This is a genomic window from Allomuricauda sp. CAU 1633 (assembly GCF_017313225.1).
Taxonomy (GTDB): domain Bacteria; phylum Bacteroidota; class Bacteroidia; order Flavobacteriales; family Flavobacteriaceae; genus Flagellimonas.
Window position 1 is genome coordinate 261603 of record NZ_JAFLNE010000003.1, and the last position, 22783, is coordinate 284385.

Here is a 22783-nt window from a genome sequence, read left to right on the forward strand (position 1 = left end):
TTTTTGGATAAAATTATAATGCCAAAAGCAATCCCCATTTTATTATTTTGTTCGACTTACCCTTGTAGAAAAACCAAATAAGGCTATGGAAAGCATAATATAACTAAGAATGGTGCATCCAAAAACGGCATATTTCCACCAAAGATCATTAACTCTTATGTCATAAACGACCTCTAACTCAAACAAAGGAATACAACACTGGAAGGCATATAAGAGGCTTTCCCAAAAATTAAGGGTTTTCCCTGATGCATAATGCAACGCCTCAAATCCACGTAAAAAAGATGCGAGGGCCAGCACCAATCCTAACCACAGGACCAATAGCCTACCAAAGTTGGTTCCGTATTCGGTGGTAATTTTATAGACAAAATCCCAACCTTTTTCATACCATTTCCATGATTTGTTGCTCTTGTTCTCATTCTTTTCCTTCTCCCTCATCTTGATATAAATCTCATTAGCATCCTCATCTTCGCTCCTATTTCTAAAGCTTTTCTCGATATCTATATATACTTGTTTATCAAAGGGAAACATTTTATCAAGAACATTTGTATATTCTTCTGCTGATGAATTTCCATTGCCTTTGCCAAAATCCCATTGGTTCACCTTGACCCCCGTAAGATTAATTCCCTGTGGAGTTGGGTCTATAATCCTAAATTTATCCACACTTGTTCGTTCCAAGTTTATACTACTGCTACTCGTTAAAAAGTTGTCATCAGTAAAGCTCAGTTCTTTTATCTCCGATACAGATACATCAAAATTTCCCTCAATTATTGCCAGGTATTTTGGCTTTTTCTTTAAATCCATTTCCACGTAGCGTCCCTTATCATCAGCTACCAAAAATAATCCCCCGACGATGTTGGCGCCACTTGCCAAAAAATCATTACCTGTTTTAGCACCAAACATTAAAACGTCCCTGCCCACCTGGATGTTCCTCATGGAAATTTCCTTGCAACTTGTTCCCAGTCCATCCAACACTCCAAGACTATACTGGACTTTCTGATTTTTCAAGATTCCACTAATATCCAAGTCCTGAGCAACTATACTGTTATCCAATTGAATTCCGCCGTCGACTTCAAGATTCCTTAAATCCAATCTACCAGATATGTTCAGGGCATTCAGCTCTAGGTTTCCCTCCTTGCGTTGTACAGAAAATTCTCCTATCCTCGACTTGAACTTATTGTGTTGGAGCCATATATAAAAGTCTATTTCTTCCTTTTCGTATTCCTCGTTCTTGTTTTCATCATATCTTTTCTTAGTCTTAATATACTGCTTGTCCATTTTTGAGAATGTGCCTACTTCCAACACTTCCCTGTTATCTATGTACAAGTTGTTCATGGTATCAAATTGGCGCTCATTAAAAAACAAGAGGTTTCCACCAATACTTGAATTGCCAATATGTACCCCTTCTTTGGAATTTACCCCGGATAGGTCAACATCCCCTTTTATATGAACCGATTTAAAGTCTATTTTCTTTACCCGGCTAAAATCTGGTTTGATCTTAAGGTTTTCCGTATCAGGACCCCATCCCATGGATATAGTTACTTCATTAAATTCCCCTGTCTTGGCAATTATCATTCCATTCACCATGATGGCTTCAAGCCGTATCTTGTTTATCTTGGCAGATGAGAGCCAAATATTCTTTTTTACATACAAACTGTGGCATATAAGCATGGAAAAATCCATTCTATACGCAAAGAGTCCTCCCTTTATTTCTGAAAAATTCAGGTTCATTTGATTACATCTCAAACCAAAAACAAGCACATAGGTATCTACAAAGGCCCCATATAGGTTAATCTCATTTTCGGTTTCGAGATAAGATAAATTAAGAGAACCTTTAATATTACTGTTCTGAAAGGTAAGCTGACCTAGAATCTTGGTTTGAACAGAATTTACTTGAGATTGCCAGCTTTTAGTAACCAAACATAACTGAACACCATGTTTTACAAAGCTTACGGATTTTTTGAAATCCGAGGAGGAAAAATCTGCATAGTAGTTTACAAAGCAATGGTACACTTCCATTTCTCCATTGACCTCTATACCCGATGCTTCTATTCTCCCAGCAAAAACTGAACACAAAATTCTTCTATCAGCTAATTGTGTACCATGAATCTTAAGACTTCCATTTATGTTGGACTGGGTCAATACAAGTTTTGAAAAGGCATCATCTATTTGTTTTTGGTTCCTCAATCGAAATCTTCCTTGTTGCTCTGTTGGCTCATAGACCTTATCCAAAGAGTAAATCATGGGAAGTCTATCTTTCATAGTAGAAAACGAACAACCCGCAAAAATCAAATCACCATATATACCCATATTGGACATCGTGGCGTTTCCAAAAAAGTGGCAGTTCTCGAAAATAAGATCGCTTTCGCTCCTGAAATTGTGAAAATCCACCGAAACCTCCTCCCCATTAATGGACTCGTCATTCATTCCCCCTTTGAATATGCAATCCATAAAGTTCAATGTGCTTTTTATACCCACACCATTGGCATGCACTACTTTTTTAAAAACACAATTGGTAAATTCAAACCTGCCAAAATGTTCCTCTCCAATAAAACGTACCTCACCCTCAAAAACGCAGTTCCTGATCTCAACTGGTTTAGGTTGCTTCAAAAAATCATTAATAAATACCCTTTCATTAACACAAGTGTCTTCAAGGATATTTTCAGTTTCAAGCACCTTAATGGTATCATGCGCATTTAAGCATTCCTTGTCTCCAAATACTTTTTTTAAATCATTTTCTTTCGCATCCCATGTTACTACCTCTCCCTTTTTTGGCTTGGCATCATCATTTTTGTCATCGACGTCTTCTTCAGTACCAAGATTCTTATTTCCTCCACCACTCCTGATATTTTCCAATATCTTTTGAAATTCATCGTCCCCAACTGGAATCAACCGTTTAAAAAATGGTATTTCAAAAGGCAAATCGGCGGCGACAGGTTCGTCATCCACCATTTCCAAAGTCCCATTTTCAACATCAACTTCAAAGGCGGCGGTAAATAAAGCAGTACCATAAACCACACTTATATCCTCAATAATGGCTTTGGTTACACCAGAGTCCTCCTTTTCTTTTACCTCACCCGTACGAATGAGCTTTCTGTAAAAATCTATTCCAAGTGAGTATTTATCCGGAACTTTTGCCCACGGCATTTCATCTTGGGTAGGTAGAATAAAATGCCCTTCATCTCCTTCAACAGCCCAACAGAAAAACCTGAGATATTCCATAATCTTAATAGGACTGTCCAATGAAAAATCTTTGTCAACTGCTTGGCTTTGCTCATGCCAAATATCATGGATATACCCAGAACTGCCGTCTACAAATGAAGATCTAAAATTAAAAGGGTCCGCCCAGTTAAAGTCAAACAGTAAATAAAAACGATTGTTCCTCCCCTCCCTTTTCTTGTAAAAGTTTACCTCCATTAATTGGTAGGTGTTTGAAAAGCCCAACTCGGTCCGCCACAACTCTATATCTTCATCATCAGTATCCTTTAAGACATCAACGTATCGCTCTTTTAAATACCCAATGACATCTGTGTAGTGCGCTTCATTTTCCTGAAAAAGTTCCCAGTGCTGCGTAGGAAGAAAGTTATCCACCACGATGTTTATGCCATTCAGATAAAAAACCTCCTTTTTATGCGTTTCAGACTCCAAATAGGATTCATACGAAACTTTTAAATCATCAACGAGTTTAGCAATATCATTTTCTGACAAAAAAGAAATCAGTGAGAAAATTCTGGAATGTTCCCCAATGAGCGGGTAGAACTTGGGAGATTTAAAATTGTAAAAACCATACAGATTCTTATCCCCATCTGTTAAATGCACCAAGAGAAAATCCGAATCTGATGAATAACTAATATGCCTTACCTCCTCCCTTGCAATTCTAAAAAGGCTCCTACAATTAAACTTGGCAAACCTGATAACCTTGTTTTCCATTTCAGGGTCATTGAACTTGACCCATTGGTACTCCTTGGACACTGAAGAAAGATCCCACATAACCTTTTAAAATTTAACATCTTGCATATATTCTAAAGTAAATCCTTGTTGGCCACGATTTAAATCGATTTCCCTTGAAATACAGAAATATCCGATAAACGGTTCATTATTTTAACAAATATTCCTTCTAAAAATTTATTATGCATGCATAATAAATTTAGAATTTAATAGCTATCTTTGAAACCATAAACCTAAAATATATATGAAGATTTTAGTTTGCATAAGCAACGTACCGGATACTACTTCCAAAATCAATTTTACGGAAGGTGATACCAAGTTTGACACGAACGGAGTACAATTTGTGATAAATCCCAATGATGAATTTGGGTTGACACGCGCCATGTGGTTCAAGGAAAAGCAAGGTGCCGAGGTTCATGTGGCCACTGTAGGCGGAGCACAGACCGAGCCCACCATTCGAAAAGCATTGGCCATTGGTGCAGATGAAGCCATTCGGGTAAACGCCGAACCCACCGATGGTTTCTTTGTGGCCCAACAATTGGCCGAAGTGGTAAAAAATGGCGGTTACGACCTCATCATAGCGGGTAGGGAATCCATTGATTATAATGGGGGCATGGTCCCTGGCATCTTGGCTACACTGTTGGACATGAATTTTGTAAATACCTGTATCAATTTAGAGGTTGATGGTACAAACGCCACCGCCATTCGTGAAATTGACGGTGGAAAAGAAAAAATAAGCACTTCGTTGCCCTTGGTGATTGGAGGCCAAAAAGGATTGGTTGAAGAAAGTGACCTTCGCATTCCAAACATGAGGGGGATTATGCAAGCCCGTCAAAAAAAGTTGAATGTAGTTGAACCAGTAGAAGCATCACAACCCACCAACGACCAAAAGTTTGAAAAACCTGCCCCAAAAGGCCCCGTTAAATTGGTGGATACCGATAATGTTGGGGAATTGGTCGAGCTATTGCACAACGAAGCTAAAGTTATCTAAACAAGAGTAAAAAATTATGTCAGTCTTAGTATATACCGAATCAGATAAAGGAAAATTCAAAAAGAGTGCCTTTGAAGTGGCCTCCTACGCCCACAAAGTGGCCCAGGATTTGGGGACAAGCGTTACCGCCGTCACCTTCAATGCCAACGATGCAACTTCCTTGGGTGATTATGGAGTTTCCAAAGTTTTACAGATATCCAACGACCAATTGGCCACTTTCAACGCAAAAGCCTATGCAAGCGTATTAACACAGGCTGCAGAAGCTGAAGGAGCCAAAGTCATTATTTTAAGTTCAAGTACCGATACCAAATTTTTGGCACCCATCCTTACCGCAAAATTAAATGCGGGATACGTGCCCAATGCCGTTGCTGCGCCAGATAGCACTTCTCCTTTTGTAGTAAAACGTACCGCTTTTAGTAATAAAGGCTTTGCCCATACCGAAATTTCAGCGGATATTAAAATTATTGGGGTATCCAATAACGCTTTTGGGGTTGTGGAGAACAGTACCTCAGCTGTCGTGGAAGATTTTAGCCCTTCTTTGGCTGATGATGCTTTTACCACCAAGTCAGTTGAAGTTGACAAAGTGGCCGGAAAAGTTTCCATCGCCGATGCCGATATTGTGGTATCTGGTGGTCGCGGACTTAAAGGTCCCGAAAATTGGGGCATGGTAGAGGAACTGGCCGAAGTTTTGGGAGCGGCAACCGCTTGCTCCAAGCCCGTATCCGATATGGGATGGCGTCCACACGGGGAACACGTAGGACAAACTGGGAAACCCGTTGCCAGTAATCTGTACATTGCCATCGGTATCTCGGGGGCCATTCAACACCTAGCTGGAGTAAACTCCTCAAAAACCAAAGTGGTCATCAACAACGACCCGGAAGCTCCTTTCTTTAAAGCTGCGGATTACGGAATTGTTGGGGATGCTTTTGAAGTGGTACCCAAACTCATCGAAAAATTAAAGGAATTTAAAGCCCAAAACGCTTAAATTTTGTTAATTTGCCCTTAACAGGGGCTGTTCAGATAACTGGTAAAGCCACTTATTTGAACAGCCTTTTTTTGGTTTAGGAGGAGATTATGAGCTTAGTACGGTTAAAAATAAAGGGAATATCATACAGTCAAACCCAGAATGGTGCTTACGCCCTTATTTTAAATGAGGTTGAAGGGGATAGAAAACTCCCTATTGTTATAGGAGCATTTGAAGCACAGTCGATCGCCATTGCTTTGGAAAAAGAGATAAAACCGCCCCGACCTTTGACGCACGATTTGTTTAAGAATTTTGCGGATAGGTTTCAAATTGTGGTGAAGCAGGTCATTATTCATAAATTGGTGGATGGTGTCTTCTATTCCAGTATCATCTGTGAGCGCGATAAAGAGGAGGAAATCATTGATGCCCGAACCAGCGATGCTATTGCTTTGGCCCTACGTTTTGAAGCGCCCATTTTTACCTACAGGACCATTTTGGACAAAGCAGGTATCTTTCTCAAGTTCTCTTCCAAGGAAGATGAAAATGAGGATGATGACAATAGTATCGTGGTAGATGAAATCCTTCAGGAAGGTGAAGCGGTTGAAATCGAATCCGGACCGGGTTCCCACGGTTATCGCGAAATGTCACTGGAAGAACTCCACAAAGAATTGGATAAGGCAGTCGCCAACGAAGACTACGAAAAAGCTGCCAAATTACGGGACGAAATTTCCAAGCGCAAATAAATCAAATACATGGGGAAAAAGACCTTAAGTTTCCTGACACTAGTATTCCTTTGTACGGTTGCATTCAGCCAAAATACCCTCCCCACAGATTCTCTCAATACTGCCATTGGCACCACCATCATCAATGATATTTCCGCTCAGGATACCCCAGAGATGATTCCCAACCAAGGGTTTTCAATAAATACCTTATGGAGGGGCACCTTGGGTATGGCCGTTCTCATTTTGATTTCGTTTTTGTTCAGTTCTAACCGCAGAGCCATCAATTGGAAAACTGTGGGCATTGGCCTTACCTTTCAACTGGTTATTGCCATCGGGGTTCTGAAAGTACCTTTGATTCAAAAAATATTTGAAACCATTGGAGAGTTGTTTATTGAAATTTTAGAATACACTAAGATTGGCAGTAAATTTCTTTTTGAAGGATTAGTTACAGATACTAATACTTTCGGCTATATTTTTGCTTTTCAAGTTTTACCTACAATTATCTTCTTCTCAGCCCTAACGTCGTTATTATATTATTTGGGAATCATTCAAATAATTGTAAAAGGGTTTGCGTGGTTACTAACCAAAACTTTTGGAATTAGTGGAGCCGAAAGTCTTTCCGTTGCTGGAAACATTTTTTTGGGTCAGACCGAAGCTCCCCTGCTCATTAAGGCCTATCTGGAAAAAATGAACAAGTCCGAAATCCTTTTGGTGATGATCGGCGGCATGGCCACTGTGGCCGGAGCTGTTCTTGGGGCATATATTGACTTTTTGGGAGGTAACGATGATTTACTCAAATTGGTCTTTGCAAAACACTTGTTGGCCGCATCGGTAATGGCAGCGCCAGGCGCCATAGTGGTATCCAAAATTTTATACCCACAAACTGAAGCAATAAATACAGATGTTCGTGTTTCCAATGAAAAAATTGGATCAAATATATTAGATGCCATATCAAATGGAACAGGTGAAGGATTAAAGTTAGCGATTAATGTGGGAGCAATGCTGCTTGTATTTATGGCCATAATTGCCATGATCAATGGAATATTAAGTCTTCTAGGTGGTATTGGTTCAATAAATGAATGGATAGCCAATAATTCAACATACGACAAGCTTTCTCTGGAAGCTATTTTAGGAACCATATTTGCCCCTCTTATGTGGATTATTGGTGTGGCTAAAGAAGACATGATGCTTATGGGGCAATTACTCGGTATAAAACTTGCCGCCAGTGAATTTGTAGGTTATACTCAATTAGCTGAACTTAAAAGCATGGCCAATTCCCCACACTTCACTTACAACAAATCAGTAATTATGGCTACTTATATGTTGTGTGGGTTTGCCAACTTTGCTTCCATCGGCATACAGATTGGAGGGATCGGCTCCTTGGCCCCCGGTCAACGCAAAGTATTGTCCGAATTTGGCATGAAAGCCGTTTTGGGCGGTTCTTTAGCCTCTTTGTTGTCAGCTACCATTGCTGGGATGATTTTGGGGTAGTAAATTATCCTCAGTTGATAAAATCTTCATAAGTCTACCCTCGGTGTTTATCAAATACTTTTTTAATTGAAGTAATTTAGACAGATTTATTTTTTGTCACATCGAGCGCAGTCGAGATGTCCTAGATTTCTCCCCTTTATATTTGTTCGAAATGACCCTAATTTGATGAAAGAATGAAACAATACCACGACCTCCTTAAACATGTGCTGGAACACGGGAACGCCAAAGGCGACCGGACCGGAACGGGAACTTTGAGCGTTTTTGGCTATCAGATGCGGTTTAACCTTGCCGAAGGGTTTCCCATGGTCACTACCAAAAAATTGCACCTCAAATCCATCATCCATGAATTGTTGTGGTTCTTGAAAGGGGATACGAATATTGAATACCTCCAAGAAAACGGAGTACGTATCTGGAACGAATGGGCGGATGATAATGGCGACCTCGGACCAGTGTATGGTCACCAATGGCGTAATTGGAACAGCGAGGAAATCGACCAAATTAAGGAAGTTATCGAAACACTGAAGACCAGCCCCAATAGCCGCAGAATGTTGGTGTCAGCTTGGAATCCCAGTGTATTGCCGGATACTTCAGTTTCATTTGCAGAGAATGTGGCCAATGGCAAAGCCGCACTCCCCCCCTGTCATGCTTTTTTTCAATTTTATGTGGCCGATGGCAAACTTTCTTGCCAACTCTATCAGCGTAGTGCCGATATCTTTTTGGGCGTGCCGTTCAACATTGCTTCGTATGCGCTATTTACCATGATGATGGCGCAGGTGTGCGGGTATTTACCGGGAGAATTCATTCACACCTTTGGCGATGCCCATATCTACAACAACCACTTGGAGCAGGTGCATCTGCAATTGGGTCGGGAGCCACGCCCTTTGCCCACTATGAAACTGAATCCCGAGGTAAAAGACATTTTCGATTTTACGTTTTCTGATTTTGAGCTGTTGAACTATGACCCACATCCTCATATTAAAGGGGTTGTGGCCGTATAACCTTTGCGATGAAGTCCCTTTTTCTGTTTGTATTTTTCTTGTTCAGCTGCACCTTCTATTCCCAAGAAAAAGTGTATGCCCCAGAAGAAGTGGATCAATTTCCAGTAATCAACGAAAATCCTTGCACAAATGATTTAAGCAAACGGGATTGTTTTCAACTACAATTGATGGAATTTGTACACGGAAAAATCTCATATCCTGAAAATGCATTAAAGAATGGGATTGAAGGGGTTGTCTATATGCAGTTTGAAATTGACAAAAACGGTATCATCAACAATATTAAAGCCCGCTCAGTTCGGGAAGATTTTAAAAACGAGGCCATTAGGGCCTTGAGCCTGCTCCCAAAAATTGAGCCCGCCGTAAAGAACGGAACCCCGGTACCCTTCATTTTTGGGTTTCCTGTAAATTTTGCCATTCAAAAAAGTGATGGTCCAAAAATCGACTATTTCCCGCAGGAACAATTGATTCACCCCAATGTCATGGAGCATCAAAATCACAACGAGTACCTTTACAATGCCCTACAGAATAAGGTTGTTTCTATTTTGGCACAAAAAAGAAATCTGTATCTCATCAAAAAAAATATAAAGGATACATTATCAATCGCCATATTGTTTGAGGTTGACAAAAACGGTGAAGTCAAAAAAAATAAAGGTAGGATCAGCATCAATTCAAGGGCATTGTACGAAAAGTTTGGTCCTGACCTTGAACAAATCCCTTCCTCCTTGCCACAGTTTAAAGTCCTAAACAAAAAACCTGACCCCATTGTGAGTACCCACCATCTGTTTTACCAATTTCTACCAATGGGCCAAAAAGAAGTGGAGTTAATACATATTCCCAATACAGAAAAGTACAAAGGAGGTATCGTAGAGGAAATCCCTGTTTTCCCCGGCTGCAAAAACCTGACGCAAGAAGAGGCCAAAAGGTGCTTTCAATTGAAGATGCAAGAACACATTAAAAACCATTTTTCATATCCCGTGGAGGCCCAGGTAAATGGAATTTCTGGAAAAGTTTATATTATATTCATCATAACCAAAACAGGGGAAATTGAAAAAATTAGAACTAGAGGGCCACATAAGGTTCTGGAAAAAGAAGCAGTACGAATCATTCAACTTCTGCCCAAAATGACCCCTGGAAAGCAGAATGGAAAACCTATTGATGTACCCTATTCCATTCCCATAACTTTTAAAATGTAGTGTTCAATGGATTGGCTCAAATACCAATCCATATATTAAAGGGTTGTGGCGGTGTGACAGGAAACTTGACTTATTTTATGATAGCCTCTGGCCTCTTGTGTATCTCCTGTTAATGGTTGAATTAATGTTTTCACATATATAAGGAATACCCAAAATTTGTAACCAATTGCTTTCATGGAAGTATTCTATAAAAGTAAACGGTTTGAAATCCTATTTCCTAATTTGTTGCTTTGGCATACTTGTTCTTATCAATCCCTGCCAAGGCCAGTCGTATGACATTGCCAAACATCAAGATTGGACAAATGACATTGATTATCTGGATTATCTTATCCGCACCCGACACCCCAATCCCTATTATAGTATATCCAAAGAACGTTGGAACAATGAACTACAAAATTTAAAGAAAAATGTCGCTAAGCTTTCTGAAAAAGAAATATCCATAAAACTAAGTTCCATTGTTGCTCTTCTTAATGATGGCCATACTTTCTTGGATTTTGATGGACGATATGGTTTCGATAGATGGTTCCCTGTCAGGTTTTACGATTTTGATGATGGATTGTTCATTACGGTGACCCATCCAGCATACAAACAACTCATTGGTAAAAAGGTTATATCCATTTCGGGTTTGCCAGCTTCTAGTGTTTTAAATGCCGTCTCAAAGGCCATAAGTGGTGATAATGCCTTTCACAAAAGAAATATAGCAGCAGCTTTTATGTCCAATACGGCACTATTGGAAGGCATGGGAATTATTGAAAACAATCAAAACTTGATTTTACAGCTTATTGATGAAAGCGGCAAACACTCAACTGCGGAAATAACGTCCATTTCATCCTTTTATTCAACCAATTATCGGAATTGGGGAGAACTGTTCGGGCCTCCTCTGGAAGAGTACAATGCTTACGTCACCCCATTTGAAAATGGCAAACCTCCCCTAAAGTATCGCGAATTTAGTGACGACGCCCCACCCTATTATGCAAGTAGGGAGCCTTATTGGTTCAAAAATTATCCAGAATACTCAGCGTTTGTATTTCAATTTAATTTTGCTGCTGAAATTGGTCCCGAACCTTTTAAAGACTTCTTAAAGCGTCTTGTTGCTGCTTTGGAAACCACAAAACCGGAAAAACTCATCATTGATGTACGCTATAATTTTGGTGGCGATGGAAGCATGATGGTCCCTTTGGTAAATGACATCATTACGTATAGTAAAATCCATCCAAAAACCAAGCTATATGTGGTACAGGGAAGACAGACCTTTAGTGCTGGAATCATGCTCGCTGCCCGATTAAAAGAATATTTAAACATTACCCTAATAGGTGAACCCGCTGGGGCAGGTTATAATCATTATGGAGATCCAGTTACCTATCAACTTCCCAACAGCAAATTAAAACTCCATTGCTCATCCGTGTTTTGGCAATTGGGGCATCCTTTAAATGACTCCAATGTGATTTCAGTAGAATTTCCGGTAGGGGTGAACTCAACCGATTTTTTTCAAGGGCATGATAGTGCATTCCTGAAAATTGTGGGGAGTAACGATCTAAGGCATATATCAGACATCTATATGGAAGAGGAATTATCGATTGCCGATTCAATTTATCGGAGTCGATACAACTCATTTGGAAAATTGAAGTGGTGGAGTCCCATTGATGGTGACAGTGATCTAATGGGCAAAAAAATCAATGCCATTTTAGGGAAGCAAAAACCAGAAAGTGCAGTAAGACTTGCCAATATCTGGACCGAACATGATGCAGAAAATCCATTGGCATGGATGAAACTATCTGAACTGTACCACCTTCAGAAAAAATACGACTTAGCTCTGGAAGCCCTTACAAAAGCCCAAAATCTGGATGGAGACCGATTGGACATTAAAGAAGCGAGGGCCGTTCTGCAAGATGCTCCAAAAGAATAGTCTTGCCCACTTGTAGCACCTAGCGCCAAAAATACCCATCAACTTTAAAAATTTAGTGGTATCTTTTTGAGGCTATCTTTTATTTGACTAATAAAATCTACAAAAATGAAACAACTCATAATCGCAATTGCTTTGTCTGGCGTTTTAGTATCCTGCAATTCTTCAGGGAAAGACAAAGCGGAAGCATCTTCGGCAAAAGAAACCGCAACCGACAGCATCGCATCACCTGCGAAAACCAACTACGTTGCCATTGATACCGAAGAAGCTTTAATCGCAACTTCCTTAATGGCTGCACCAGCAGCAAGCCGGGCTGGATGCAAGGTGATAGGCTACAATATGGCTGGGGAGTTTGTAACCCTCAAAGAAGGGGACAACGAATTCATAGTACTTGCCGATGACCCCAACAATCCAGGATTCAATGCAGCTTGCTATCACAAAAGCATGGAACCCTTTATGGCTAGAGGCAGGGAACTACGGGCCGAAGGGAAAACTGGACCGGAAATTTTTGATATTAGGGAAGCAGAGGCCAAATCAGGGCAATTGGATATGGGAAAACCGGGTGCTACCCTACATATCTATTATGGACCCAGCGACAAATACGATCCCGAAACCCTTAAAGTGGAGGGCGCCAAATACCGCTACGTGGTCTATTTGCCCTTTGCCACTGCAGAATCTACGGGTCTTCCTGAAAACCCCGTTGGCCCCAACCACCCGTGGATCATGAACCCGGGAACGCACAGGGCGCATATTATGATCTCGCCTTTGGCGGATGAGAAAGAGTAAGGGCTATATTTTTTCCCTCTTCCACGTTGGTGGCAAAAGAAATGATTGGGGAGATTGAAAAGAACTAACCGAAACATTCCATAATCACAATTCCAAAACGAAAAACATTAACTTAATATCCGTAAATGACGGTTATACGAAACCATTATGCGCAAGCTGAAAAAAAATGAATTCCAATAAGAAATGGCATAAAGATTATTACGCAGGAAAAGCGCTTTGGTTTGGAATGGCTTGTATAGGCTGTGCATTCTATTTTTTTGCCCCTATTTTGTTTACCTCTGAAAATTCGTTAATTGAAAAAAGCGGACAAATAGAACAAGTAAGGACATTTTATACTCAAGTAAGTTCAAGAGGTATTAAAACTGTAAAGTCCCAACTGTTCTTAAAATTGAAAAACGATAATCACAATTATAAGCTGGTAAAAAATATTGAAAAGAGTTGGAGGAATGAAAAATACGAACTGATTGAAAAAGAATTAAAAAAGTCAGGACGAGCAATTATTTGGATAAAAAAAAGTGAGAATTCAGACTTGCAGCCTAAAGTTTATCAGATTGCGACTGGAGAAAATGATATGCTCTATGACTTAAAAGATGCCAAGTCTGAACTTAGATGGCTATTTCCTTTTTTGGTAATAATAGGACTTCTGATGATTGGAATATACTTTCATCAAAAATATCCAGAACAATTTAAAAGCCTTCTTTTTGGAAAATAAGCCAGCGCACAAAAATGGTTATAATTCATTGCTAGTTTCCCGCAACCACTCCTCAATCCTCTTGAGCGCCTCCACCAAGTTCTGCACTTTCCATGAATCAAGTGTGTCCTATTCATAGAAACGGTATCTTTCTCATAAATGTAAATTGAAACTAAACGGACAAAATGAATTCATCTGCAACCTATGTCCCCACAACTCGAATCATTATTTTTTTAATCGCATTTGCACTATTTTCCTGTGATTCCAAAATCAGGGAAAAAACTGGAAACTTTACGGGGACTTTTGAACATGGCAACTTTTCTGACGAAATACAATTTGAAGTTAATCAAGACTCTACTGGCTACCAAGTATTTTTTACAAGTTTGGAGCAAAATGCCAACCGAATCCCATTTCAAGGTGTTGAAGTGAGCAACGATTCCATAAATTTTAGGTTGCAAAGTGATTTTTATACCTACTCCTTCAAAAACCAATGGATGGACAACAATGATAAGCTGCAGGGAACCCTTACGGTTGACACTATCACAGTTCTCTACACCCTAGAAAAGGAGGTGCCGGGCCACAGCCAAATCCCAAAAAATGAAGATGTTGGTTTTGAATCCGACGGATTAAAGTTAAATGGGACTATTTGGTATCCAAAAGATGGCGGAAACAAGGCTGTGGTAATTCTAACTTCGTCTGGGAACGCAAACCGAAGCGCCTCAAGAGCAGAAGCCATACTCTTTGCCCAAATGGGATTCACTACCTTTCATTATGACAAAAGAGGTACTGGAAATTCAGAAGGAGATTGGCAAGCAGCAACCATGGAGGAACTTTTAATGGATGATATCAATGCCATTAACTATTTTTCGGATAAAACAGGAATTCCCATTACAAATATCGGTATTAAAGGTAGCAGTCAAGGAGCCACAAAAATACCCTATGTCTTAAATGAGTTGGAAAATCTACAATATGGGATTGCGGTGAGTTGTCCTGGAGTTTCGTTACTTGAAAGTGATTTGAACTTTTGGAAAAATAGAAATGCGGAAACAATTGGAAATGAAATTGAGGATGCTGCCAAATTACAGCGAAAGGTTTTTGAGTTTATAGGAGGAAAAATAGCTAGAGAGGATTTGGAAAAAGCTATAGATGCTGAGAAATCAAAATCGTGGTTTACCCATATCTGGGTGCCCAATTTGGATGAAGTCCAAGTGGATAAAAAATTGCTGTATACCCCTATCCCTTACTTTGAAACTACAAAGCAACCTATCCTAATCGTGCAAGGCAAAATGGATGAAATAATCCCACCCAATAGCCATTCGCTAATTTCCGAAGCTATTGAGAAATCAGGGAATGATAATTTTAAAACCGTTTTAATAGAAGGAGCCTCCCATTCCATGTACGATGTCGGAGAAAGTGATTTTCCATATTGGTCCAAATTGCATCCCGATTATGTTACCACAATTAAGGATTGGGTAAATTCAGTTTCTAACCCGTAGTCCAAAAAATAGGTACAAAAATGATGAAATTGGGGTTTCTGACTCATTTCAAATCTTGGGTTCAATGGAAAGATTGGTGCTTGGAACACCCTTACTTTTTCATATTAACTTCTACTACTTCAACCACTTCCGAATCCCCTTTAGCGTCTCCACCAAGCCCCACACTTCCGGTATAAAAATTTAAGTGCTATCTTTTAACATTGTTTAGCGCCTAATTGAGGTGTATCTAGATGTAAAACATAATAAACATACCCAACATTTGAGAAAAGAAACTTTCATATTAATCATAAGCCTCTTTTTATCATTTGTGGTTTATTCGCAAACTTTCAACGGACAAATAATCGAACTGACAAAAAACAAAGACGAATTAAAAGTTCCTGAATTAGACTATGCGACAATTTACATAGAAACTGAATATCAAAAAATTGAGCAAAAAGAAAGTGGAACAATAATTCCATACGAAACCCGAATTGAAAAGAACGGAAATTTTGAAATTGACCTATTTGGTTTGAAAGGAGAAACCCTGACCATATATTTTAGTTCAAAAGATTACTCTTATACAGTTTTAAAAAATATACCAAAATCAAAATTATCGGATTTTATAAAAATAATACCGATTGTAGAAAACATTTGGAAACCGACTTGCGGACACGACTGTTTTACTGTGGATATGAAAAAGACGTATAAGCGAAAAAGAATATCTGTGGACAATGGAAACGAGAAAATAGTGTTTCAAAGAAAAATAATTGAACCAAAAATAGACAAAGAGAAAGGGTATTTAATTCCAATTCCATTTATGGATATTTGGCCACCTGACAAAATATATTTTTATGAGTATGAATTTAAATAAAAACGTTAGGTAACAATGTGTATAACCCATTGCTGCCATCCTACTAAATTTCGAATATTTTCATAGATTAGACTCCAGAACTAAAATGATCAACCCGTCCTGGCGGCTCAAGCTCTGCCAGAGGTAAAGGCCCACTCTCAGCTTGAGCACGCCCAACCACAACGGGTCATACACTTACCGTTATTCCCTCAACCACTCCCCAATCCCCTTGAGCGCCTCCGCTACGCTTTGCACTTCCCTACGGGAAAAGGTATCTTCCTCCAAATAGAACAGCATTACCACTCCCAAGTCCAAAATTTTGGCCAGTTCTTCTGGTGAGCCGTAGCTTTCTTTGATAAATGCTTTCAATCCATTTCCTTTTTGTGCCATGCACCAAAAGTAAATCAGCTCTTGGGATTAAGCGTCATAACAAATTATGACACTATTCATTTTTAGCTTACCTTATTCCGCCGTAAACCATTTTAAAACCACACTATCATGAAAAACCTTTCTCTCTCCATTTTTGCTGTATTTTTGCTGCTGGGTTGTGGCCAAAAAACCCAAGAACCAACAAAAGAAGAAGCTGTGGAAAAGACTGAAATAGTGACCGAAGAGGTTGCCCAACCGCTATTGCGCCATGTAGTGTTGTTCAAATTTAAAGAGACTTCCTCCGAAGCTGAGGTGGAAGAAGTAAAAGAGGCGTTCAATGCACTGCCTTCCAAAATATCGGAAATCAAAGGCTACGAATGGGGCCTGAACAACAGCCCAGAAAACCTGAACAGAGGACTTACCCACTGTTATTTCCTCACCTTTACCAGTGAAGCGGACAGGGATGCGTATCTTATTCACCCAGACCACAAAGCTTTCGGAGAAGTGGCTGGTCCGCATATAGGTGATGTGCTTGTAGTGGACTACTGGGCCAATTAGAACTTTAGTACAACCATGGGATTATTGGAGACCCATCCCAATATCAGCCGATTACTGCTTTTTGCGGTCTTGGTTGCCATTGCGTTGTTTTTGCCCGATTTTATCCCCTTACCCGAAGGAACTGATCGAGTTTTCCCATTTGTTGGACTGATATTGGTTGTTCTCGCCAATTGGATTCTTTATAAGACAGAAGGCAAAAATCTGGATGCCCTGGGGTTTAATTTTAAAGGACAAAATCTCAAATATTTACCCATTGGACTTGTTCTGGGAATTGTGGCCGTTCTTATTGGCTATTATTTAAAATGCCTTCTCACTGGTGATGTCATTCAAACAAACCAGGCCATTTCGTTTGGTGAAATCGCTAAAGAACTCTATTGGATTTTGCCAACTGCGGCGGTGCAGGAGTTCATCTGCCGGAGTTATGGTTACAAAAAACTGATTTCAATCTACAACTTAAAAATTGCGAACTTGGTCGCGGTCGTCATATTCATTTCAATGCACAATGTATTTAACATTGGCATCTTTGGAGCTATATTCTATTCCATATCAATCATCATTGGACACTTTGTCTTTGCCAATGCACTTTTACGGTCGGGCACTATTTACTTTGCCATTGGAATTCATTGGGGAAGTAACGTAGCAAACAACAAACTCTTCACCGAAGACCCGCTGTCCACATCCATTCTATTTCTGGAAAAAGCAGTACAAGAAGAACCGGCAGGATTTAATCCCTTGGGAATTTTACTTTTTATCCTTGCCTTGAATTTTGGTTTCATTTTATTATGGATAATTCTTAAAAAATGGAAAAGTATTATTACCCCATAGTGAGTTCCCTGCTTCTGGTGCTCTCCCTTCTTGCCTTTTCGGATAATCTGTTTTGGGATATAGGCCAGCAAAGCAATAGTGATCCTAAGTTTATCATTCACGGTCTATTTATGCTGGCCTGGTTTATCACCTTTGTGGTTCAATCCTTTTTTATCTTTAAAAAGAACTATAAAGCCCATATGAAATGGGGAAGGATTGGTTTTCTTATCGCCATTGGTGTTTTCCTCAGCACTGTCTATGTTTTTATCGCTGTTTTTAAGGGATGGGATGCCATGCAACCCTTTGTCAGGGCCAATCGGTTTTTTATGTTGAGCTTTGCAGTATTCCTGTTACTGGCCTATCGTTACCGAAAAACCAAGAACTACCACAAGCGGTTCATCTTTTGGGCCATTGCACTACCTATTGAGCCTATTATCGGAAGGGTCTCAGATCTATTCCAAATCGAAAATTGGGAGCTTTTTTACATTTTGGTTTGGCATGCCTTTTTTATTTCCTTTTTTATCTATGACTGGAAGACCCTAAAACGAATACATGTTATCAGTTGGGTTGGACTTGGCTGGTTCTATGTGGCTTGGGCCATTTCCTTCGTAACTTGACATCAAACAGACCCCACCGCCGCCGAATAGGTCAACTTCCACCCGCAATTTGATGAAGACCATGGCCTAAACTGGCACATGGTGAGGAAAAGTATGGTCGTAACAAAGTCAACTTTGCGGATAACTGTCCATTTCCTCTTATTTTTATAGCGCAAAAGCCCAATTATAGCATGAAGCATACCCCCCAAGACGGTTTTCCGTATTATTATGAATTGGTCCAAGAACAGCAATTGTCGGTACTTTTTTCAGAATCAAACACCTATGATCTATTGGCTTCGCTTGACGAGGGAAAAGCTGCGTATCGTTATGCTCCAGGCAAATGGAGCATTAAACAAATTGTAGGGCATATCACCGATCATGAACGCATAAAAATGTTCCGTGCCTTTCAATTAAGTCGAAACGAAGAAGTGCAATTGTGGGGGTATGATCAGGAGGCTTTGGTCAAAAACAGTCGATTTGATGAACTCACCCTGCAACAATTATTGACGGATTATGTGAATGTGAGGAAGGCCTCCCAAAGTTTTGTAGATACCCTTTCCATTGATCAACTGCAACGAAAAAGGTGGGCTAAACACCATGAGGTTCAATTGGAAGACTTCCTAAAGTCGGTGATTGGACATGAAACCCATCATCTTAACATCATCAAAGAAAGATATCTGTAATACAACCCAACTGTAACAACTCCGAGGTGGCTAATCCAAAAACAGAGGGCTTTTGGAGAAGTGCGGGTCTACATATTTCGGATGAGCTTGTTGTGGATTATTGGACCAACTAAACCACACACGTTATGATAAACCCTAAGGTGAAATTTGTTACTTTTAATCAACTTTAGTTCAACGTTTTATCATGAAAACCACACCAGAGCACAATCAGCGAATTGCAAGTATGACCTTTGCATCGGTTTATCCCCATTATGTGACAAAGGTGGAAAAGAAAGACCGAACAATAGAAGAACTGCACCAAGTGATCACATGGTTGACCGGCTTTACGGAAAAGGACATCCAAAAATTGATTGATGAGAAAGTAACCTTTGAAGCCTTCTTTGATAAAGCTAACCTAAACCCCAATGCCCACCTCATAAAAGGGGTAATATGTGGCTATCGTATCGAAGAAATCGACAATCCATTGACCCAACAAGTGCGCTATTTGGACAAATTGGTGGATGAATTGGCCAAAGGCCGGAAAATGGAGAAAATCTTACGGTCTTAGCGAAAACCATTTAACTGTAACATATACTTTCTTGATTGGTCTTTGTTTAAAACAATTTCCATGATCAAAAAAATTCAGTTTTCGCTCATTACGCTACTTGTTTTTGTAAGCTGTACCTCCCCCACCGAAAAACCTGAAAATTCACAACCCGAAAACACAAAGCAAGCTTTGCTCATCGGTACGTTCCACTACCACAATCCAGGTGCGGATGTAGCCAAAACCAAAAGTTTTGATGTTCTGAGTGATGCTTCCCAAGTCGAATTGGAAGAGATTTCAGAAAAGATAAAAGCGTACCATCCAGACCAAGTTTTTGTGGAATGGCCTTATGACGAGCAACAAGAATTGGATTCGCTTTACCAACTCTATTTGGAGGACAACTATTTCACCAATGACAGCCTTTCGGATTTTTACTTAAAAAATGAAATTTTCCAGTTGGCATTTCGAGTGGCCAAAAAAGTAGGGTTAAAATCGGTACAAGCTGTGGATTATCAAAATACTGATTTTCCTTTTGATAGCTTAATGACAGTAGCGGCCATGCAAAATCAGACTGACTTACAACAACAGTTTACAGATGGCATTGAACGTTTTACCCAAGAATTTGATGAAAAAATTAAATCGGGAGCCACTTTGCTGGAGATGACCTATTATCTCAATACCGAAGAACTCCGAAGATTCAGCAATGAATTTCAGACCCAAGTGCCACTCTTGGTGGGCGACCGGAATAATTTTGTAGGAGCGTATCTTGCTTCGGAATGGTACCGTCGTAATGTCTACATGTGGTCCCTGGCCCAAAAGGCCACCCAACCCGATAATCAAAGGATCATGCTGCTCCTCGGAGCCAGCCATATTGCAATGATCAAGGATTTTATAGACCAAAATGAGGAATGGACCGCAGTGGAACTAAACGAAATCATGGAAAAGCGGAATAATCCTTAACCTTAAGTATCCCAGGTAAGGGTTTCTGCAAAAAATCGACCGAGATAACGACAATTCTATATTCCTTATCTTTAAAGATAAACGTTTGCCATGATCCTGACCGATTCCCTCTTGGATTTCATTTTGGAAACCCGAGAACATTCCGAAACCATTTGTGAACCCTTGGAAATTGAGGACTATGTGGTACAACCCATTGTGGATGTAAGTCCACCCAAATGGCATTTGGGGCACACCACATGGTTTTTTGAGGAATTCATTCTAAAGCCCCATGCCAAAGGTTACCAAGAGTTCAATGCGGATTTCTCCTTTGTTTTCAACAGTTATTATGAGACTGTAGGCAAGCGGGTCGTCCGTTCCGATCGGGGGAATCTATCAAGGCCTTCGGTAAAAAAAGTATATGAATACCGGAGCTATGTTACCCAAGCCATTAAGATATTTTTTTCAGAATCGCAGAGCGAAGAACTCCAAGCTGTTTTAGAAATCGGAATACACCATGAAAAGCAGCATCAAGAACTCTTGTTGACGGACATTAAATATATTTTGGGAAACAACCCGCTTTTGCCTGCCTATTCAAATAGTTTTGTGGACCATCCAAAGGAAACCCACCAACAGGATTGGATTGCCATGGATGAAGGTATTTATGAGATCGGCCATGCTGCCGACGATTTTTGTTACGACAATGAGCTGGGAAGGCACAAAGTCTATCTGCAGCCCTATAAAATTTCCAACAAATTAGTCACTAATGGTGATTTCCAGGAATTTATAGAAGCAGGTGGCTACCAACGTTTTGCTATTTGGCATGCTGAAGGTTGGGACTGGGTAAATCAAAACCACATCTCCACTCCATTATATTGGCATAAAATTGATGGTGATTGGTGGCACTATACCGCAAAAGGGCTCCAAAAAGTGGATATGGAAACCCCATTGACCCATATTTCATATTACGAGGCCTTTGCTTATGCCCAATGGAAAGGATGTAGATTACCCACCGAATTTGAATGGGAGGCGGCCCAACCGTTTTTCCCTTGGGGCAAACGCTGGGAATGGACCGAAAGTGCCTACCTGCCCTACCCCAACTATAAAAAACCAGATGGAGCTCTTGGGGAATATAATGGCAAATTTATGGTCAGTCAAAAAGTGCTACGGGGTGGTTCCGTGGCAACGCCCATAAGCCATACACGGCATACCTACCGTAATTTTTTCCATCCGCAGCTACGCTGGCAGTTTACTGGATTAAGGTTGGCACAATAATCCCGACTCAATAGGTATGCGAAATCAAACCACCACATTTACATCCATTTTTGAGCAAGAGGTGTACGAAGGCCTTACCGCCCATCCCAAATACCTATCTTCCAAATATTTTTATGACGAGGTAGGCGACAAACTTTTTCAGGATATCATGGCCATGCCGGAATATTACCTTACGGATTGTGAGTTCAATATTCTGGAAGCGAACAAAACAGAAATTGTTGACCTTTTTGTTGACCATGGAGAGCCTTTCAGTCTGTTCGAACTTGGTGCAGGTGATGGCAAAAAGACCAAGATTTTGTTGCGCCACTTAGTGGAACGGAACATCCAATTTGACTATAGGCCCATTGATATCAGTCAGAATGCATTGAACGAGCTTGAAAATGCGCTTTTCAAAGAAATTCCGGAAGTGGATATTAATCCGCTACAGGGCACCTATTTTGATACGCTTCGCGATATTGGGGAGAGCAATGGAAGAAGAAAAGTGATTCTGTTTCTAGGTTCCAACATTGGCAACCTCTTGCATCTACAAGCGGTGGAGTTTCTCAAAAACATGAAGGACGCTATCAACCCAGACGACCTTATTTTTATGGGATTCGACCAAAAGAAAAACCCTCAGACCATTTTAGATGCCTATAACGACCAGGCTGGAATCACCGAAGCATTCAACAAAAACATTTTGACCCGTATCAACAGGGAAATGGGAGCTGATTTTAATCTTGACAACTTTTTACATTGGGAAGTCTATGACCCGCAGTCAGGAACAGCCAAAAGTTATTTGGTTTCCAAAGTGGAACAAGTGGCATACATAGAAAGCTTGGACTTGGAAGTTCCCTTTAAACGTTGGGAGACCATCCATACTGAGATTTCACAAAAATATGATGATACTATAGTGACTTGGTTGGCGGAAGAGGCCGGGCTAGAGATTGCCACCTCCTTTTCGGACAAGGAGGAAAACTACAAAGATTACGTGTTCACTAAATGAACTAAAAAAACCGCCATTGAAGTTGGGGGGCTCCAATGACGATCCTAT

21 protein-coding genes are annotated in these 22783 nt (G+C 40.2%); 19 read left to right on the plus strand and 2 right to left on the minus strand.

Features of this window, described 5'->3' with window-relative positions:
• Nucleotides 1-42 precede the first annotated feature (42 nt).
• Nucleotides 43-3987, minus strand: a complete 3945-nt coding sequence (locus J0X14_RS10660; protein ID WP_207097764.1) for a hypothetical protein — start codon at nucleotides 3985-3987, stop codon at nucleotides 43-45.
• 202 nt (nucleotides 3988-4189) lie between these two features.
• Between J0X14_RS10660 and J0X14_RS10665 the strand changes: the two genes are divergently transcribed.
• The 11 genes from J0X14_RS10665 (at nucleotide 4190) to J0X14_RS10715 (ending at nucleotide 16030) form a co-directional block, all read left to right on the plus strand.
• A complete protein-coding gene (locus tag J0X14_RS10665; protein ID WP_207097765.1) occupies nucleotides 4190-4936 on the plus strand; it encodes an electron transfer flavoprotein subunit beta/FixA family protein in 747 nt (248 codons plus the stop codon).
• Between the two features lie 16 nt (nucleotides 4937-4952).
• Entirely contained in the window at nucleotides 4953-5921 is a 969-nt protein-coding gene (locus J0X14_RS10670) for an electron transfer flavoprotein subunit alpha/FixB family protein (protein WP_207097766.1), read from the plus strand.
• An 89-nt stretch (nucleotides 5922-6010) separates the two neighbouring features.
• Entirely contained in the window at nucleotides 6011-6643 is a 633-nt protein-coding gene (locus tag J0X14_RS10675) for a bifunctional nuclease family protein (protein WP_207097767.1), read from the plus strand.
• Nucleotides 6644-6652: 9 nt separating this feature from the next.
• Entirely contained in the window at nucleotides 6653-8113 is a 1461-nt protein-coding gene (locus J0X14_RS10680) for a NupC/NupG family nucleoside CNT transporter (RefSeq protein ID WP_207097768.1), read from the plus strand.
• Between the two features lie 173 nt (nucleotides 8114-8286).
• Entirely contained in the window at nucleotides 8287-9111 is an 825-nt protein-coding gene (locus J0X14_RS10685) for a thymidylate synthase (protein WP_207097769.1), read from the plus strand.
• An 8-nt stretch (nucleotides 9112-9119) separates the two neighbouring features.
• On the plus strand, nucleotides 9120-10304 hold the full coding sequence (locus tag J0X14_RS10690; RefSeq protein ID WP_207097770.1) for an energy transducer TonB: 1185 nt from the start codon (nucleotides 9120-9122) through the stop codon (nucleotides 10302-10304).
• Nucleotides 10305-10506: 202 nt separating this feature from the next.
• Nucleotides 10507-12210: a S41 family peptidase gene (locus tag J0X14_RS10695; protein ID WP_207097771.1), complete on the plus strand. Its 1704-nt coding sequence runs from the start codon at nucleotides 10507-10509 to the stop codon at nucleotides 12208-12210.
• Nucleotides 12211-12315: 105 nt separating this feature from the next.
• A complete protein-coding gene (locus J0X14_RS10700; RefSeq protein WP_207097772.1) occupies nucleotides 12316-12993 on the plus strand; it encodes a hypothetical protein in 678 nt (225 codons plus the stop codon).
• A gap of 166 nt (nucleotides 12994-13159) precedes the next feature.
• Nucleotides 13160-13705, plus strand: coding sequence for a hypothetical protein (locus J0X14_RS10705; protein ID WP_207097773.1), 546 nt, complete (start codon nucleotides 13160-13162; stop codon nucleotides 13703-13705).
• 164 nt (nucleotides 13706-13869) lie between these two features.
• The gene (locus J0X14_RS10710; RefSeq protein WP_207097774.1) at nucleotides 13870-15180 is read left to right on the plus strand and encodes an alpha/beta hydrolase family protein; all 1311 of its coding nucleotides are present in this window, start codon (nucleotides 13870-13872) and stop codon (nucleotides 15178-15180) included.
• Between the two features lie 259 nt (nucleotides 15181-15439).
• Nucleotides 15440-16030: a hypothetical protein gene (locus J0X14_RS10715; protein WP_207097775.1), complete on the plus strand. Its 591-nt coding sequence runs from the start codon at nucleotides 15440-15442 to the stop codon at nucleotides 16028-16030.
• A gap of 180 nt (nucleotides 16031-16210) precedes the next feature.
• Here J0X14_RS10715 and J0X14_RS10720 read toward each other — a convergent pair whose 3' ends face one another.
• Nucleotides 16211-16399 (minus strand): hypothetical protein, encoded by a 189-nt coding sequence (locus J0X14_RS10720; protein WP_207097776.1) that lies wholly within the window; start codon nucleotides 16397-16399, stop codon nucleotides 16211-16213.
• A 108-nt stretch (nucleotides 16400-16507) separates the two neighbouring features.
• On the opposite strand from J0X14_RS10720, the gene J0X14_RS10725 reads away from it, so the two are divergent.
• The 8 genes from J0X14_RS10725 to J0X14_RS10760 all read left to right on the plus strand — a co-directional run bounded on the left by J0X14_RS10725 (nucleotide 16508) and on the right by J0X14_RS10760 (nucleotide 22735).
• Nucleotides 16508-16936 carry a Dabb family protein gene (locus J0X14_RS10725; RefSeq protein ID WP_207097777.1) on the plus strand — a complete coding sequence of 143 codons (429 nt, stop codon included), beginning with the start codon at nucleotides 16508-16510 and terminating at the stop codon, nucleotides 16934-16936.
• 15 nt (nucleotides 16937-16951) lie between these two features.
• Nucleotides 16952-17761: a CPBP family intramembrane metalloprotease gene (locus J0X14_RS10730; protein ID WP_207097778.1), complete on the plus strand. Its 810-nt coding sequence runs from the start codon at nucleotides 16952-16954 to the stop codon at nucleotides 17759-17761.
• Nucleotides 17737-18357: a hypothetical protein gene (locus J0X14_RS10735; RefSeq protein ID WP_207097779.1), complete on the plus strand. Its 621-nt coding sequence runs from the start codon at nucleotides 17737-17739 to the stop codon at nucleotides 18355-18357. Before J0X14_RS10730 ends, J0X14_RS10735 begins: the two co-directional genes overlap by 25 nt.
• A 170-nt stretch (nucleotides 18358-18527) precedes the next feature.
• Nucleotides 18528-19019, plus strand: a complete 492-nt coding sequence (locus J0X14_RS10740; RefSeq protein ID WP_207097780.1) for a DinB family protein — start codon at nucleotides 18528-18530, stop codon at nucleotides 19017-19019.
• 184 nt (nucleotides 19020-19203) lie between these two features.
• Nucleotides 19204-19566 (plus strand): DUF2200 domain-containing protein, encoded by a 363-nt coding sequence (locus J0X14_RS10745; protein WP_207097781.1) that lies wholly within the window; start codon nucleotides 19204-19206, stop codon nucleotides 19564-19566.
• Between the two features lie 60 nt (nucleotides 19567-19626).
• Nucleotides 19627-20502, plus strand: coding sequence for a DUF5694 domain-containing protein (locus tag J0X14_RS10750; RefSeq protein WP_207097782.1), 876 nt, complete (start codon nucleotides 19627-19629; stop codon nucleotides 20500-20502).
• Between the two features lie 90 nt (nucleotides 20503-20592).
• Entirely contained in the window at nucleotides 20593-21753 is a 1161-nt protein-coding gene (gene egtB, locus J0X14_RS10755; RefSeq protein ID WP_207097783.1) for an ergothioneine biosynthesis protein EgtB, read from the plus strand.
• A 16-nt stretch (nucleotides 21754-21769) separates the two neighbouring features.
• Nucleotides 21770-22735: an L-histidine N(alpha)-methyltransferase gene (locus J0X14_RS10760; protein WP_207097784.1), complete on the plus strand. Its 966-nt coding sequence runs from the start codon at nucleotides 21770-21772 to the stop codon at nucleotides 22733-22735.
• The last annotated feature ends 48 nt before the right edge of the window (nucleotides 22736-22783 follow it).